The organism is uncultured Mailhella sp., assembly GCF_905187505.1.
Lineage (GTDB): Bacteria > Desulfobacterota > Desulfovibrionia > Desulfovibrionales > Desulfovibrionaceae > Mailhella.
In genome coordinates this window covers 1-15,741 of sequence record NZ_CAJJIC010000043.1, presented here as the reverse complement: position 1 = coordinate 15,741, position 15,741 = coordinate 1, and the positions used below count along the sequence as shown (strand labels likewise).

The 15,741-nt window shown below is 59.7% G+C and carries 13 protein-coding genes; 6 read left to right on the top strand and 7 right to left on the bottom strand.

The annotated features are described in order from the left end of the window. Positions 1–124 precede the first annotated feature (124 nt). The gene (locus QZZ60_RS05890) at positions 125–835 is read left to right on the top strand and encodes a Crp/Fnr family transcriptional regulator (protein ID WP_295639156.1); all 711 of its coding nucleotides are present in this window, start codon (positions 125–127) and stop codon (positions 833–835) included. Between the two features lie 38 nt (positions 836–873). On the opposite strand, the gene rdgB is transcribed toward QZZ60_RS05890, so the two are convergent. Next, positions 874–1,506 carry an RdgB/HAM1 family non-canonical purine NTP pyrophosphatase gene (rdgB, locus tag QZZ60_RS05885; protein WP_295639153.1) on the bottom strand — a complete coding sequence of 211 codons (633 nt, stop codon included), beginning with the start codon at positions 1,504–1,506 and terminating at the stop codon, positions 874–876. Between the two features lie 90 nt (positions 1,507–1,596). On the opposite strand from rdgB, the gene rimO reads away from it, so the two are divergent. Together rimO and QZZ60_RS05875 are read left to right on the top strand one after the other, a co-directional pair. Beyond that, complete coding sequence (rimO, locus tag QZZ60_RS05880; RefSeq protein ID WP_295639150.1) at positions 1,597–2,883, top strand: 30S ribosomal protein S12 methylthiotransferase RimO; 1,287 nt, start codon at positions 1,597–1,599, stop codon at positions 2,881–2,883. A gap of 14 nt (positions 2,884–2,897) precedes the next feature. Beyond that, positions 2,898–4,430, top strand: a complete 1,533-nt coding sequence (locus QZZ60_RS05875) for an META domain-containing protein (protein ID WP_295639147.1) — start codon at positions 2,898–2,900, stop codon at positions 4,428–4,430. An 84-nt stretch (positions 4,431–4,514) separates the two neighbouring features. Here QZZ60_RS05875 and rfaD read toward each other — a convergent pair whose 3' ends face one another. The 4 genes from rfaD to QZZ60_RS05855 all read right to left on the bottom strand — a co-directional run bounded on the left by rfaD (position 4,515) and on the right by QZZ60_RS05855 (position 8,342). Further along, a complete protein-coding gene (gene rfaD, locus QZZ60_RS05870) occupies positions 4,515–5,495 on the bottom strand; it encodes an ADP-glyceromanno-heptose 6-epimerase (protein ID WP_295639145.1) in 981 nt (326 codons plus the stop codon). Then, on the bottom strand, positions 5,492–6,190 hold the full coding sequence (locus QZZ60_RS05865) for a YkgJ family cysteine cluster protein (RefSeq protein ID WP_295639143.1): 699 nt from the start codon (positions 6,188–6,190) through the stop codon (positions 5,492–5,494). Before QZZ60_RS05865 ends, rfaD begins: the two co-directional genes overlap by 4 nt. A gap of 111 nt (positions 6,191–6,301) precedes the next feature. Then, positions 6,302–6,502 carry a hypothetical protein gene (locus QZZ60_RS05860; RefSeq protein ID WP_295639141.1) on the bottom strand — a complete coding sequence of 67 codons (201 nt, stop codon included), beginning with the start codon at positions 6,500–6,502 and terminating at the stop codon, positions 6,302–6,304. 13 nt (positions 6,503–6,515) lie between these two features. Beyond that, positions 6,516–8,342 carry a hypothetical protein gene (locus QZZ60_RS05855; protein ID WP_295639138.1) on the bottom strand — a complete coding sequence of 609 codons (1,827 nt, stop codon included), beginning with the start codon at positions 8,340–8,342 and terminating at the stop codon, positions 6,516–6,518. 407 nt (positions 8,343–8,749) lie between these two features. On the opposite strand from QZZ60_RS05855, the gene QZZ60_RS05850 reads away from it, so the two are divergent. Further along, on the top strand, positions 8,750–9,400 hold the full coding sequence (locus QZZ60_RS05850; protein WP_295639135.1) for a methyltransferase domain-containing protein: 651 nt from the start codon (positions 8,750–8,752) through the stop codon (positions 9,398–9,400). A 677-nt stretch (positions 9,401–10,077) separates the two neighbouring features. Here QZZ60_RS05850 and queA read toward each other — a convergent pair. Both queA and QZZ60_RS05840 read right to left on the bottom strand, forming a co-directional pair. Beyond that, positions 10,078–11,175 carry a tRNA preQ1(34) S-adenosylmethionine ribosyltransferase-isomerase QueA gene (gene queA, locus QZZ60_RS05845; protein WP_295639132.1) on the bottom strand — a complete coding sequence of 366 codons (1,098 nt, stop codon included), beginning with the start codon at positions 11,173–11,175 and terminating at the stop codon, positions 10,078–10,080. 110 nt (positions 11,176–11,285) lie between these two features. Continuing rightward, positions 11,286–12,785, bottom strand: a complete 1,500-nt coding sequence (locus QZZ60_RS05840) for a M23 family metallopeptidase (protein ID WP_295639129.1) — start codon at positions 12,783–12,785, stop codon at positions 11,286–11,288. A 277-nt stretch (positions 12,786–13,062) separates the two neighbouring features. Between QZZ60_RS05840 and QZZ60_RS05835 the strand changes: the two genes are divergently transcribed. Continuing rightward, positions 13,063–14,418 (top strand): helix-turn-helix domain-containing protein, encoded by a 1,356-nt coding sequence (locus tag QZZ60_RS05835; protein WP_295639127.1) that lies wholly within the window; start codon positions 13,063–13,065, stop codon positions 14,416–14,418. 119 nt (positions 14,419–14,537) lie between these two features. Next, complete coding sequence (gene dnaN / locus QZZ60_RS05830; protein ID WP_295639123.1) at positions 14,538–15,704, top strand: DNA polymerase III subunit beta; 1,167 nt, start codon at positions 14,538–14,540, stop codon at positions 15,702–15,704. Positions 15,705–15,741 lie beyond the last annotated feature (37 nt).

The window sequence follows — 15,741 nt, the reverse complement described above, 5'->3', positions numbered from 1 at the left end:
GAGCCCGCCGCGCAATACAAGAGCCGCCCCGTCAACGACGGGGCGGCTCTTGTATTGCGCTTCAACAGCGACTACCATAACGACGCATCAGCTCTGCCATTTTCACTTCCCCGCAGGAAAAGCCATGAACAACAGCTCAACAACGCATCAAAAATTCGACTCCGGCAGCGTGTGGAAGGAAAACAACGCCATCGTCATGCTGGAACAAAACAGCGCATGGCGATCGGTTCTCCCCCTCGGAACGCGTCTTTGTCTGGAAAAAGGACAGCACCTGACCGATTCCCCCGACGACACCTGCTTTTCCTTTCTCAACAAGGGGCTCATACGGCTCTCCTCTCTGGGAGAAAACGGAAACGAACGCATCTTTCTGCACATAGGCTCAGGCTGCATTTTCAACGAGCTGGGCTGCATGCACATGGCGCCGCTCAGCACAGCCTCTTTTCTGGCCATGGAATCGTGCGAAATATACCAGTTTCCCGGCAGTCTGCTCCATGACAGGCAGTTCACTCTGGACCATCCTGAGCTCATGATGAATCTCGTGCAGTCGCTCATGCTGAAGGCGGCGGCCTTCTTCGGGCAGATAGAGGAACGCGTGGGCCTGTCGCCGGAAACGCTGGTCTGCCGCTATCTGGCAAGACTGCAGAGCGAAGAAACGGAGCATCTGCATCCGCGATTCTCCCAGTCCGATCTCGCCCTCGCTCTGGGCCTGCACAGAAGCACCGTATGCCGCATTCTGCACGACCTGAGGGAACAGGGCATTCTCGGCGAGTTCACCAGAACCCGGCTGGAAATTCTGAACAGAGAAGAGCTGCTCAGAATCTGCCGCATGGGATAGCGCTCCGGCATTTTTCCGGACGTTTTCAGGACGTGATTTCAGGCGATGCGGGAAGTCAGGACTTCAAGGAGCCTTTCAAGGGCCTTGCCCCTGTGGCTGCGGGCCATCTTTTCCTCGCGGGAAAGTTCAGCGCCCGTGCGGCCGCTTGCCGGATCGAGGAAAAGCGGATCATAGCCGAATCCGTTGCTTCCCGAAGGCTTTTCCACGATGCTCCCCTCCCATGAGCCGCTCACCACGACGTCTTCCGGTCTGTTCTCCCACGAGGAAGGGTACACCAAGGCCATGCAGCAGCGGAAACGTGCGGTGCGCTTTTCCGCGCTCACGCCTTCAAGCGCGGCAAGAAGCTTTCTGTTGTTGCGCTCATCCGTACTCTCGCCCTCGACTTCTGGCCAGTCGAGGCTGTAGCGGGCGGAATACACTCCGGGAGCGCCTCCGAGGGCGTCGACCTCGATGCCCGAATCGTCGGCCACCGCCGGAACGAGCAGCGCGTCCGCCACGGCGTGCGCCTTGATGAGGGCGTTTTCCTCAAAGGTGGAACCCGTTTCCGCCACTTCGGGAAAATCGTCGGGCAGGCTCTGAACGTCAAAGCCGAAACGTGCCAGAGGAGCACGAAGTTCCTTCACTTTGCCCTGATTGCGGGTGGCGAGAATGAGCGTCTGGGGGCGTGTCATGGGGTCTCCTTGCCGAAAGGCTGTTTTCATGGCAAAAAGGGATATCTCAGGCCAGTCCTGTTGACAAGTCCAGGCCTGCTCGAAGGTAGTATGCTCCGTATCTATTCCCAAAGTCTTGGCTGCCCTAAGACCCGTGTGGACACCGAACGTCTGCTGGGCTCCCTGGGTCCCGTTCTCACCGTGGACACGCCTGAAGAGGCCGACCTTGTCTTCATCAACACCTGCGCCTTCATCGCCCCGGCCGTGCAGGAATCCGTGCAGACCATTCTGCAGATGATTGCGGATCTCGGCGACCTGCCGAAGGAAAAAAGGCCTTTTCTGGCCGTGGCGGGCTGTCTGCCGGGACGCTACGGCATCGCCGACCTCAAGTCCGAGCTGCCGGAAGTGGATCTCTGGCTTCACACCGACGACATCGACACCTGGGCGGATCAGCTCGTCTCCGCGCTCGGCCTTGAAGCTCCCGCCGCCGGACGCCTTCTCAGCACCGGCCCGTCCTACGCGTGGCTCAAGATAGGCGAAGGCTGCCGGCACAACTGCTCTTTCTGCGCCATTCCCTCCATCCGCGGCAAATATGTTTCCGAAAACGCCGACCATCTTGTGACCGAGGCTTCGGCACTCGTGAACGACGGGGTGAAGGAACTCATTCTCGTGGCCCAGGACGTGACCGCCTACGGCACGGATTTCGGCAGGGATCCGCGCTTTCTTCTGGAAAAGCTCCTTGCCCTCGACGGCCTGGAGCGCCTGAGGCTGCTCTATCTTTACCCCGGTGGTCTCACCCGCGATCTGCTCCGCTTTCTCAAGGACGCGGGCAAACCCTTTGTCCCGTATTTCGACATGCCCCTGCAGCACGCCCATCCGGACATTCTCAGCCGCATGGGCCGCCCCTTCTCCGGCAATCCGCAGGAAGCTGTGGACCGCATACGCGAATTCTTCCCCGAAGCCGCCCTCCGCACGACCATGATGGTGGGATTTCCCGGGGAAACCGACGAACATTTCCGCACGCTCATGGATTTTGTGGAAAAAAACCGCTTCCACCATATGGGCGTGTTCGCCTTCCAGCCTGAAGACGGCACCGCAGCCGCGGTCATGCCCGACCAGATCGACGAAAGCGTCAAGGAGGCAAGGAAGGACGAACTCATGGAACTTCAGCGCGGCATCAGCGAGGAGATACTCGCCGGATATGCCGGCCGGCGCATGGAAGTGCTGGTGGATGAAAGTTCCGATGAATGGCCCGGTCTCCATACCGGCCGCACATGGTTCCAGGCTCCCGACGTGGACGGGCTGACCTACGTGAGCGGCCCGGGCGTGGAAAACGGCGCCATGGTGGAAGCCGACATCGTAGAGACCAGGGAGTACGATCTTGTCGCCCTGGCCTGAAACAGAGGATCAGCATGCGCAAAATACTGCTCTTTCTTTTCTGCTCGCTTCTGCTCGCCTCCTGCGTCGCCTCCTCGGGAACGACCGACGGCATCAGCGGCGCATGGGTGGACGATCAGGAACGGCTCTATTATCTGGATGAGGACGGCACGCTCGGCATTCCCGATCAGACGGCCCTTTCCGGCGTAAGCTGGCATCTTGCAAACGGCGTTCTCACGCTTGCCACCATGGACTCTCCCGGAGGCAAGGTCAGAGAACAGAAGCTCGTGCTGAAGCAGTCGGGCTCCGGCAGGCTGGAATTCACCGACGCCGAAGGCAACGTCGTGACCTGGAAAAGAAGCCGTGCCAAGGTAGGCAGGCTGGACGGAACGCTCTTCTATCGCGAACGCATGGCCCTTCCGCCGGAGGTCATCGTCAGCGTGCAGCTCTATCCGCTGCACTCCCCCATTCCTGCGGCAAACTCCATCATGCCCGCCTCCGGCAGCGGCCGCATCCCCTTCCGCGTCTACTATCTGGAACAGACGGTTCCTTCCGAGGTCAGACTCGCAGCCTCCATCCTGCACAGCGGCGAAACGCTCTTTTCCACGCAGACCGACGAAGTGATCACCCTGCCGGCCTCGCCGAACGTGCTGCTTTACCGCACCGTTCCCGGCGAAAATCAGCTTCCCCCGCTGAAAACGCCCGCGAGCTACAAGGGCGTGCTGAAAAGTTCCGGCAAGGACGTTTCCGTTCATCTCTATCTCGAAGACGGCGGTCTTGCCCTTCTCACCCAGGACGGCGACCGCAATCAGTACATGGGTACGTGGATGGAAAGGGACAGAAACCGCACCATAGAGATCACGCGCGGAGCCCTCAGGCCCGTCACGGCCACGCGCGAAGCTGGAGGAAACCTGCTTCTGCACGGCCTCTCCGCCCAGCCCGTAGAACTCAGGAAAGCCGACATTTCCTGGCCTTCCAAAGGCTTTCTGCTCGAAGGCGAACTGAGACAGCAGAACGGTCAGCCCGTATTTTCCGAATGCAATTCCCAGCGCGACATCCCCATACAGACCTCCGGCAAGGGCTACGATCAGCTCAGCCGCATTCTTCAGACCAGCGGCAATTCCTCCGTCGTGCTGGAAGGCCGTCTTCAGGACGGACACCTGGAGGCCTCCAACGTCTTTCTCGTGCAGAAGGGCGGCGTTTGCTCCACGGAAAACTACGCCTCCGCTCCGCTTCTTCAGACCTACTGGCGTCTTCGCGAGCTCAACGGAAAGCAGGTGGAACTCTATGCCGATCAGCCGGAACCCCACCTCATTCTGAGGGACAACGGACAGGCCTCAGGCTCGGACGGCTGCAACAACTTCTTCATGAACTGGAAGCGCAGGGATGAAGCCCTGAGCTTCACGGACGGCGGATCAACCCTGCGCATGTGCCCTCAGGGGCAGGAACAGTCCCGCGCCATCCACACCATGTTCTCCAAGGTCGACGAATGGAACATCAACGGTTCCATGCTGGAACTGCGCTCCAAAAAGAGCATCGTCGCCGTGTTCGAAGCCGTGGACATGTAATCCGCTGAAAGACGCTTCACGTTCGGCATGAAAAAAGGGCCCCGTGCGTCCGCGCACGGGGCCCTTCGCTTCATCAAAGCATCCCTACAGCGTGCAGAGATACGGATCGTCCTTCAAAAGATAGTTGCGGACGTAGTCGTCCACGCCCTCTTCCAGAGAATGGAACTTCACCGGACAGTTTTCGCGCGAAAGCCAGCCCATGTCTGCTTCGGTGAAATACTGGTACTTGCCCTTGAGATGCTCGGGCATGTCGAAGTACTCGATGTTCTCGGGCATGTCCATGGCGGCGAACACGGCCTTCGCCAGATCGTTCCAGCTGCGGGCGTGCCCCGTGCCCACGTTGAATATGCCGTTGCACGAAGGCGTTTCCATGAACCAGCGCATGAGCGCGGCGCAGTCCTTGGAGTACACGAAATCACGCACGGACTCACCGTCGCCGTACTGAGGGTTGTCCGAGCGGAACAGACGGATCTTTCCGCTTTCCTTCACCTGCGGCACGGCGCGGCACACCATGCTCATCATGCTGCCCTTGTGGTATTCGTCGGGACCGTACACGTTGAAGAACTTGAGGTTGACCACTTCGCCGAGCAGCTTGTGCTGCATGCACCACATGTCGAAAAGCTTTTTCGAATAGCCGTACATGTTGAGCGGGCGGAGCTTCGGCATGAGATCAAGCGAGTCGGAAAAGCCGAGCTCGCCGTCGCCGTAGGTGGCGGCGCTGCTTGCGGTGATGAAGCGGGCTCCCGCCTCAAGGGCGGCAAGGCAGACTTCCACCGTGTAGTGAAAGTTGTTCTCCATGAGAAAATCGGCATTGCGCTCGGTGGTGGAGGAGCACGCGCCCATGTGAATCACGCACTCCACGCCTTCCAGCTTCTTGCCGGAACGAAGCTCTTCAAGGAACCTGTCGCGATGCATGTAGTTGCTGTAGCGCAGGTGGGAGAGATTCTTCCACTTTTCCGTGGAGGCGAGATTGTCCACCACAAGAATGTCGTCCACACCCTGACGGTTCAGTTCCCATATCATGTTTGCGCCGATGAGGCCGGCGCCGCCCGTGACTATGATCATTCGTGCCCCTTCAATGTCGCCTTCGTGGTCTGCACGAGGGTGATGCTGCCGTCGGCATTATGCCTGGCGTCAATGCCGAACATGATGACGGTGTGCAGAAGCGGACGGCCGAACAGAAAGTCCAGCATTTCCTTTCGCACCTTGCCCTTTTCCATGACGAGCTCACGGAAGGCCCTGTCGTATTCCACGACTTCCACCAGAGCACGGCGGGCGGCCTCCTGCTTTTCAAGATGGGAAGCGAGCTCTATGAGCGCCGCGTAGTTGCAGCGGGACTCGTGGGCCTCCACGGAATCCATGAGCCACGCAGGCGCGTGAAGAAGTTCCAGTATGGCCCTGCGGTCCAGTCTGTCCTCGCCGTGCATGGCAAGAAGCGCGGAAGGGTCGTCGCAGAACAGGGCCCGGCATTCCGCGGGCGCGCTGTCATGGATGAAGCAGCGATTGTCGCCCATGAGAAAACGGCAGGTCCAGTCGTCGGGCCGCGAACCGTAGGGAGGGGCGATTTTCACGATTTCCTCGGGCAGAGGCACGACATGGTCGTTGGACGTGTCGCGCACGAGTTCGCCCGCGCGGAACGTGCAGAGATCCTGCAGCTGAAGCACGCCGTCCACAAGAAGCGGAGCGTCCTCCTTATGAAGAGCCGGCCCGCCCTTGCGGCAGCAGGTTCCGCACTGACGGCACTGATGATTTTCGCTCATGATATCCTCATTTGTTGCCCTGCGCCGACACGGGAAGAACGAACGTCGCTTCCCGGATTCCGCGACGCGGGGCCCCGGAGGGCCCCGTTCCAAAACGTCCGGACGACGGCGCTATCGGTCAAGTCCTTTATACATTCTGAGTCTGTTCAGGCGCACTCTGCGATACTGCATGTGCGTTTCCAGCATGTTCTTCTGCTGGTGCAGCTCATGTATCTCCTGCGGGAACACTATGCCCTTTTCCACGTCTTCGGCATCCATGAGTTCCCGTATCTTCCTCGTGCACTCTTTCTGCACCGCCTCTATGACGGCCATCTGAGCCTCAAGCTCAGAAATCGTCTCCGGAAGCGGTTTCAGGAGGAAGCTCTCCATAGACTCCGTGGGCGATGACTCGTCTGCGCGCGGGTTTTGCATCTTCAGTCTCCTGCTCGACTTTGCGTTTCAGTTCAGGACGGGGCAGCGTGTTGTACATGTTCCAGAAGGACGGGAACAGACCGGTCATCACGCCGGGGTTGGAAAGGTGCAGATTCGGACGGAGGAAGGCGCCCAGCGCGTAGGCCATGGCCCACTGCGCGGAAGGAGCCACCCAGGAACCGGGCACCGTTTCCTCCACGGAAACAAGCGCGCCATCCTTCTCCTCCACGCCGCAGCGCGAAAGGAAGGCCGTCACCACATGACGATCCTCGTCGGGCAGCTCGGGCAGCTTCACCCCGGTACCTTCATGCGCCGCAGCCGCCATGATGACCGTGCAGAGAGGCAGAAGCTCGGGGCATTCCTCGATCACGGACTTCAGAACTTCGGGTGCGGGAGCGGAGGTCTCGCGCTCCTTGCCGGTGCATTCCACCTGCTGAGCGCCGTATTTCACGTTGAGGCCCGCGCCGCGAAGAATCTTTTCCACAAGGGAAGACGCTGCATTCTTTCCCCACACGCCTTCCAGCACGGCGCGACCGCCGTTGAAGCCAGGGAACATGAGCACGGTGGCCGCCACGGAGGCGTCCATGGGCACCACGGGACGGGCAGGCACGGAAACTTCGCCGCGCTGCACGAAAATGTCGCGTCCCTTTCTTTCCACCTTCATGCCGCAGCCGGAAAGCACATCCAGCACGAGCGGCAGAAGACGGGGCTCGCGTTCAGGCAGCGTCAGACGGCAGCCCGTTTCCCAGAACGGAGACGCCAGCACGAGGGCGGCCGTGAAATCTTCGGGCAGATCATCGGGAAGACGGACTTCACGCGGCATGAGACCGGAACATTCCATGCGCACGGGCAGACCGTCCTGCGAAGGAATGACATTGGTCAGACGCACGCCGAGCTGCGGAAGGAAATGACGCAGGGGCGCAATGTCGAGGAAGCGGAGGGAGCTGTCGCCGGTGAGCTTGAGCCTTGCGGGCATGCCCACGCACAGGGCGATGACGAGCCAGAGATTGAAGGCGTCGTCGCCCACGTGAATGACCTTGTCCATGTTGCGGGCAAGACCGTTGCCGCCGCGGCTCTGCACGTCGCCGTTGTCTTCCCACCAGAGCTGTCCGCCTATCTGGTTGAGAGCCTTCACGCCGCTCACCACGGCGTCGGTGAGAGGCACGCGGGAAACGCAGGTCACCTGACCTGCCGCCGCGGCCACGGCAAGCCAGCAGCGGGCCGCCACGGTGTCGGACGGCGCAGGAATGCGGATGTCCACCTCTTCACCGTTGGGAGCGAGATTGTAGAAGCCCTGTTCCTCTTCCATGCGGGTCAGAGGCTCGATGGTCTGAAGCAGCATGAAAAGATCGCGGGAAAGACGGTTGTCGCGGGCAAGGCGGGCGGCCTTGCCTTCCCACGCGGTGCGCAGGGTCTTTTCCGTTTCAGGTGCGAGGCGCCCGCCGCGGCGCAGGCGGGCGAGCATCTGAGCTCGACGCATCACAAGGTGCAGAATGTCGTTGTCCAGATCCAGAATGGCTCCGAGATCACCCCTGCGCGAAGGCGCACGATCCGAGCGCGGCTTGTAGCCGTCCTTCTTGAAGTCCCTGCGCCCGTCGCGGCGCTCGTCGTCGCCGCGTTCAAAACGACGCGGGCGGAAATTTTCCGAATGTTCCTGCCGTCGGCCCTCGCCGCGTTCACCGTCATTTTTCCTGAAGGAACGCCTGGCGAAATCCTTTCTGTCCTCGCCCCTATTCTCCATGTCAAACCTGCTTTTATCTGTGCGTGGCGCGTCGGCAGGCGCGCACGTCGTTTCAAAAGGGGCAAAAGCGAAGCCGACGCCCCGTACGCTCACCCCGTTCTACCGGCTTTCCGTTGCGGAAAGTCATGGTGAACAGGCATGATATCCCTATTGCATCCGGCGGGCAAGCATTTTGCCGCCTCCCCGGGCGGAGACTTCACGGCGAAGAGACAACGCGCTATGCTCTCCCGCACTGCCGGGAAACACACGGCAAAAAGACACGCGACGTGCGAAAATGCGTCGTCATGACGGTCCTTCCCGGAGGGCCGTGCAGCAGGCTGCCTCGCAGGCCAAGACACGCTTTTTCCCAACTGCGAAAAACTGCCCGTCACGCTTTTTGTCCGAAAACGTCATTTCAAGGAACAAACATGGAACAGTTCACGCCCTTCGACCGGTTATTCCAGTCCTGCGGCAGAATATGGCACATCCGCCGGGCCGACATGGACAAGCTGTGGGCCGACATGGATCAGAAGGACGGAGAAGACCGTCTCCCCTACTGGAACGAAATATGGCCTTCCTCCCTGGCCCTCGCAGGATGGCTCGCGGAAATGCAGGACGACATCAGGGGCAGGGTCTGCCTCGACATGGGCTGCGGTCTGGGCTTCACGGCCCTGCTCGGCCGCTGGCTCGGCGCCGAAGTCACCGGCATGGACTACGAACCGGAAGCGCTTGAATACGCAAAGACGAACGCCGTCCTCAATCAGATCGAGGGGGTACGTTTCGAGGTCATGGACTGGCGATGCCCCACGCTGCCGCCCGAAAGCTTCGACCGCATATGGGCGGGCGACATCATGTATGAAAAAGACTTCGCCGCCCCCATAGCCGCCTTTCTCTCCTCCATGCTGAAGCCGGGAGGCAGGGCCTGGATAGCGGAACCGGGAAGGGACATCTTCCATCACCTTCTCGACACGCTGACCGAACACAGGCTCCGCCACAAACGCATATGCAGCCTGCCCGTCTCCCCCCTCACCGAACAGGACGTGCCCGTTCCCGTGACCATATGGGAAATAGCAAAATGACGGAAAGGAGCCGCGCTCCCCTCGTCGATCTTCTCAAAAAAAACGACTCTCCGTGAACAGCGGAAAGTCGTTTTTTCAACAGGTCGCTGTTGCATTCGAAACAGCCGCAGGGAGGCCGGCAGCCGCCTTCACAGCCGCAGGCCCGCATCTTTTTTTCGGCGTTGCGCGGCGCAACGCGGCAGTCGCTCAAAGGGCCGGACAAGCGTCTCCGTTCTTCGCACGCCCTGTTCAGATCCCTGCAAAAAATACGCCCGCTGTTCCAAGGTCGTGAGCGCAGGCGCCGGACATGTCGAGTCTGCCGTGAGGCAGGCTCGACGGAGCAGAAAGCCGTTCCGCATCCGGGCACGTGCATCATGGCCTTAGTTCCTTCATGCACCGTAAAGAACGACAGGTTCTCAGGCTCCGTCCAGAAACGCCGATGGACCGGCAGCGAAAAAAGCGCCCCGCCCATGGACGTCTTGCCCGCATCCATGGTTCGTTCCTTCATGCGCTCTTCCTCTGACGTCAGAGCAGCTGAAAATTTCAGCCCCGCTGCCGCATTTTTGGAAAATCGTCGGCGCGCCCGCCTCATTTCCTTCTTGAAAAGAAGGGAGCCTGAGGCTCCCTTTTTTTTCAATGTCGCCGGACTCATTGCCGCCGCGCTCCCATGACCGCGGAGTCACGCCCCGTGCGTGTTCCTAACGCACGAGCATGGCGTCTCCGTAGGAGAAAAAGCGGTACTTTTCCCGCACGGCCTCGGCATAGGCGGAAAGAATGCGCTCTCTTCCGCAAAGCGCCGCCACCAGCATGATGAGCGAGGATTCCGGCAGATGGAAATTGGTGATGAGATGATCCACGACCTGAAAGCGGAAGCCCGGATAAATGAAGATATTGGTCCAGCCGTGCCACCCGCCTTCGGGAATGACGCCGCCGTTCTGTGCGGCGCAGCCTTCCATGGTACGGCAGGAGGTGGTTCCCACGGCGACCACGGGACGGCCGGATGCCTTTGCCTCACGGATGATCCCGGCCGTTTCCGGCGACACTTCCACATACTCGCTGTGCATGGGATGCTCGCGTATGTCCTGCTCGCGCACGGGGCTGAAGGTGCCGTATCCCACGTGCAGCGTGACTTCGGCCCAGCCGAAGCCGCGCTGCCGGAGCTCTTCGCGAAGAGCGTCGGTGAAGTGCAGTCCCGCCGTAGGCGCGGCCACGCTGCCGGATTTGTCCCTGTCGGCATACACGGTCTGATAGCGGGCCATGTCCTCGCTGCTCTGCTCGCGCTTGATGTACGGCGGAAGCGGCAGCTTTCCTATGCGCCGCATGCACTCCACAAGATCGCCCTTCCAGAACAGCATGACGTCATGCTGCCCGAATTCCTTTTTCTTGAGAACCTCGGCGGCAATGCTGTCGCCGAAGACGAGCCTATCTCCCACGTGAATGCTGCGGGACGGCCGTAGCAGCACTTCCGCCTGGGCGCGGCTCCAGCCGTCCGCTTCGGCCACGGCGCAGGCCTTGAGCAGAGGAGGAGGCGTGAGGAGAAGCAGCTCCACCTTGCCCCCCGTGGGCCTGTGGCCGAAAAGACGCGCGGGCACCACGCAGGAATTGTTGGCCACAAGCAGCGCTCCCTCGGGAAGAAAGTCCGCAAGATGGGAAAACGTGGAATGAATGTTCCTTCCGCTCGCCCGGTCCAGCACCATGAGACGCGAAGCGCCGCGCTTTTCGGGGGGATACTGGGCTATGCGCTCCTCGGGCAAATCGTAATTGTAGCTCGACAGCTGAAAGTCGGATTCGTTCATGACTCTGTTCCCGCCCTTTCGGGCCCGGAGAAAAATACAGGGACGGAAAGGCTGGCGCACCCCTTCTTCGGAAGGATGCGCCAGCCTTGGGCACATACGAAAATATCGCGCTATTTTTCCGCCACGGCGGTGTCGCTGTCAAGCAGCGAACGGGCGCTCGCCACGGTCTGCATGAAACGTGCGCGATCCTTTTTGGACACCGGCGCGGAACGCGATCCGGAAAGCGTGTCGGGATTGACGAACCGGCCGTTCTTCATGACGCGAAAGTCAAGATGCGGACCGGTGGCCGTGCCCGTCGCACCCACGAAGGCCACCACTTCTCCCTGATCCACCTTCTGCCCCACCTTGAGCGACGAGGCAAAGCGGGAAAGATGGGCGTACTGCGTTTCTATGCCTCCGCTGTGACGGATGACGAGCGTGTTGCCGTAGCCGTTCTTCCAGCCCCGGAACGTCACCTTGCCCGCGCCGAGGGCCTTCACCGGCGTGCCGCGGGGAGCGGCATAGTCCACGCCCTGATGCGGACGCACCTTGCCGAAAATGGGATGCCTGCGATGCATGGTATACACGGAGCTCACGCGGGTGAAATTGAGGGGAGCCTTGAGAAATTCCGTTTCCAGCGAGCTTCCGTCGGCGGCAAAATAGTGCGTTTCGCCCTTCGCGTCCACAAAACGGAACGCCTCAAACGCTTCCCCGTCGTTGACGAAGCGGGCGGCCACGATATCGCCGTAACGGCGGAAGTCATCGCCGAGATATTTCTTTTCCACGACCATTTCAAAGGTGTCGCCATCCTGCACTTCGTTGACGAAGTTGATCTGATGACTGAACACGTCGGCCAGCCGCACGGCCAGATTGGCGGACTCTCCGGCATCGGCCATGGCCTCGAACAGCGAAGAATGGATGGTGCCGCTCACCTTGACGAGTCTGGTGTCGAACTCAAAGACGTCCACGCGGGCGGAAAAACCGCTTTCCGTGCGTTCGACGACAAGACGGCTCTCTTCGTCGATGTCGTAAAAAAGACGACTGACCTGTTCCGTCTGCTTGTCTCGCTCCACGCTGAACAGATGACCGGGCATGATCTTCGTCATGGAATACGCGGAAGAGGCGGCCTTCACGACCTGATCGACCTCATTGTTGTCCAGCCAGCGCACCAGCAGGGCTCCCGCACTGTCGCCGCTGCGCACGGCGCTGCGGAACACCTCGGTTCCGCACCCCGAATCTTCCACCATGTAGCGGGAATCCTCTTCCCACGGCACAGCCTCGGAATAGTTCGGAATGCACATGCCTTCCCTGGAAGAAAGAAAAGCGCTCAGGGAATCGTCGTAGCGGGGAGAGCTTCCGGCTTCCTCACCGGACGACACTCCGCCGCCCTCCCAGAATTCGCGCATCCACGAAAGCCCGCTTCCCAGCGAAGCCAGCTGCGTTTCCCCCGGATTATCGACATCGATCCCCAGAGAAAAATCATGAGGCTTCACCGCCTGATCAAACAGTTCCATTCCGCCGTCGGCGGCAACTTCCTCGGACAGCACATACCCGGGCAGCTCATCCTCTTGAAAAAGCTGCCACGCTCCGGCGACGGCCGAACCGAAAAGCACACAGCAGAGCACGCGCACGGACAATGCGCGAAATATTTGATACTTTTTTATCATAACGTCTGACGTTTCACGGCTTTTATTTCAGGGAAAAGAAAAGGAGCTCGCGCCCTTGCGGGTATATAACCAAGAAACTGCTTGTTTATGCAAGCGTTTTCTGGTAAAAAAATTTATGCCCGGCAGTCTGTGAGCACACTGCCGAATACTGACGGATCAACGCTTAACCTCATGGCATTTCTCATGATTGCAGGCGCTGATTCCATCATTTCTCCGCAATACGAACATCGTCCGAATACGCATGAAAGTTCTTTCCAGCTTTCCTAGGGCCTGCGCAGAGGCCGGAAGCCTGCCGAAAGAAGGCTCGCCTTCTCTTGCCGCAGCTTCAGATACCGACGGTCAGCTCGTCAGAAAACTGCTTCGCCGACGTCTCGGCGGCAGAACGCCGGAATGGTTTTCCCCTCTCTCCTTCTCTCTGGAAGACGGCGAAGACCGTGTGCTCACCGTTTCCATGCCGCACGAACTTTTTTTCCGCTGGTATGTCGAACGAGGCCGCACCGCACTGGAAAAGGCTGCCCGAAGCGTGCTCGGCACCCGCACGTCGCTACGCTACGAGTGGCCGCAGCAGCAACAGCCTCCCCTGCCCTGTGCGCCTCTTTCCTCCGACCCCGTGGACAGCCTGCCCGTCTTTGACGACTTTCTCGTCAACGGCCGCAGCAGAAACGACATAAGACTTCTGCGCCTCGCCCTGCAGAAGGAACCCCGCGTCATTTTCCTTCGGGGAGCCTCCGGCACGGGCAAGACCCATCTTTCGCGCGCCGCCTTCGGGCAGTTCTGCCGTCGCTTCCACGGAAGAGCGGTCTTCCTTTCCGGAAGCGAAATGCTGACGCGCTTTCGCCGCTCCCCCGACTTTTTTCAACGCCTGGCTCGCGGCTGCGACGCCCTGGTGGCCGACGATCTTCAGCTTCTGGAAAACGTCCCCGATGCCCAGCGAGAACTTGCGGCCCTTCTCGACGTTCTTGCCGGCAGGACCTTCTTTCTCGGCACGCTTTCCCTGGACGGCGCCCTTCTTCCCGAACTGCACGACCGGCTCTGCTCCAGCCTTTCCCTTCTGCTTCCCGAGCCGGATCTCGACGTGCGCCTGCGCTTCGCCCAGATGAGCATGGAAAAGACCGGCCTGCCCGCACACCATGCCACGGCCCTCATGCTGGCCAGACGCTGTCTGCGCCTGCGCCACATCCAGGGAATTCTGGAACAGCTGCGTCTGCGTTACGAACAAGACAAAAAACTGCCCTCGGCCGCAGAACTTGCCCATCTTCTGGAACGCTCCGGTCAGACCATGGCCGCAGACGCGGATTCCATCCTGGCGGCCGTGGCTGCCCACTACGGCTGTACTTCATCGCAACTGCGTGAAAACACAAGAAGCAGAGAACTTTCCCATCCCCGGCAGATGGCCATGTATCTGTGCCGAAGCCTGCTCGGGGAATCCTACCCGTCCATCGGTCTCCTCTTTGGCGGAAAAAATCACACGACTGTCATGTATGCCGTGAAAAAGATTGAAAAACTTAAAGTTACGAACAAAGATGTGCACAGTCTGGTCACAAAGCTGACGAAACAGTGCGCAAACGGCGTTCAGGGAGGTCGAAAACCGGCCTGAATGTGCGTCTTCTTACTTGAGGTTCCTCTTTTTGTTTCTATCTTATTCAATAATTTCAAGATGTTGAACGAGATAAGAACAAAGTGGCGATATTAAACCTTCTACTACAAGGAAAAGACATGTATTTAACCGTAAAAAAGGAACAGATCATCGAAGGCCTTCAGAAGGCGGCTTCCATCATTCCCAGCAAGGCGGGAGCAGCCTATCTGCGTTCGATCTGGCTTCAGGCCGTGAAGTCTCCCGAAGGGGACCGGCTTACCATCATGTCCACCGACGTGAACATCGAATTCACGGGCACCTATCCTGCAGAGATAAAGGAAGAGGGAACGGCAGGCGTGAACGGACGGGCCTTCGTGGAACTTCTGCGCCGTCTGCCCGGAGGAGAAATCAATCTTCGCCTGGATGAGGAATCGCACATCCTTTCCGTGGAACAGGGACGCCGTTCCTACAAGCTCCCCACGGTGGATCCGGTATGGTTCCAGCCCCTTCCTCCCTTTCCTGAAGAAGGTGCCGTGCTGTGGGCCGGTGATTTCTTCCAGGACGTCATCGATCGCGTGTCCTTCTGCATCAGCGACGACGACAGCGCCGAAGGTCTGGCCTGTCTGTACCTCAAGGCCGGAGAGGCCGGAAAGGTGGACGTGTGCGGTCTGAACGGTCATCAGTTCGCCATGGTGCGTTTCATCAACGATGCCCTGGCGAATCTTCTGCCGGAAAACGGTCTTCTCATTCAGAAGAAGTACGTCAATGAGCTGCGCAAGTGGCTGGGCAGCGACGAGGTCATGCTGAACATAAGCGAACGCCGCTTCCACATCCGCACCGGCTCCGGCAGCGAAACCCTGAGCATTCCCCGCAGCGCCAACTTCAGCTATCCCGACCATCTGAGTTTTCTGGCCAGACTCGACGGCGCGAACACCTCGCAGCTCGACGTGGACCGCCGTGAAACGCTGAACGCCCTTGACCGTCTGCTCATCTTCAACAACGACAGCGACCGCTGCACCTATTTCCGCTTCTCTCCCGAGGACGTGGAGCTCTCCGCCCAGGGCCAGGAAACGGGTTCCGCCACCGAACATCTGGAAGGCTCATTCAAGGGGGATCTGGAAGTCATCGCCTTCCCCACGCGCAGCCTCATGGACATACTCGGACATTTTCAGTCCGCTTCTCTGCATTATGTGTTCACCGGAGCGGAAGGCCCCTGCGGCATCACCGGCTCCGAGGATGCCGAATACACCGTCATTCTCATGCCCATGAAAATTGCCGAATCTTCCTACTATACGGAAGAAGAGTAAGCCTCTCAGGTCATGTTCCCATGCCTTTTCATGGGAA